Origin of the sequence: Psychrobacter sp. 16-MNA-CIBAN-0192 (assembly GCF_040309565.1) — a bacterium.
Classification (GTDB): Bacteria; Pseudomonadota; Gammaproteobacteria; order Pseudomonadales; family Moraxellaceae; genus Psychrobacter.
This window is the reverse complement of the sequence record NZ_JBEOOX010000610.1, coordinates 1-244: the sequence shown is the minus strand read 5'-3', so window position 1 is coordinate 244 and position 244 is coordinate 1. Positions and strand designations below refer to the sequence as shown.

At 33.6% G+C, this 244-nt stretch carries 1 protein-coding gene; it reads right to left on the bottom strand.

All coding sequences use genetic code 11. From position 1 onward, the window contains the following. The coding region (locus AAEY78_RS14570) for a 7TM diverse intracellular signaling domain-containing protein (RefSeq protein WP_352340169.1) at positions 1-244 on the bottom strand (244 nt) is incomplete at both ends.

The following is a 244-nucleotide window of genomic DNA, read 5'->3' as shown; positions in this document are numbered from 1 at the left end:
CTCTAATAGTGCGCTCATAAACCAAGTAGCACTGACTATAGTTAAACCAATGCTTAATGTATAAAGGTGGCTGATATATGCAGAAAAGTAGCCATTGGTAAATAAATAGGGCTGGCCTTCTTGTAAAAAAATAAAGCTAGCGATACAAAAAAGATAGAGGCCATACAGTTTAAAAATAGCGTCTTTAATGCCATAACCTATTATTAAAGCATAAAAAATAAGCGTTGCGCATAATCCATAAAAC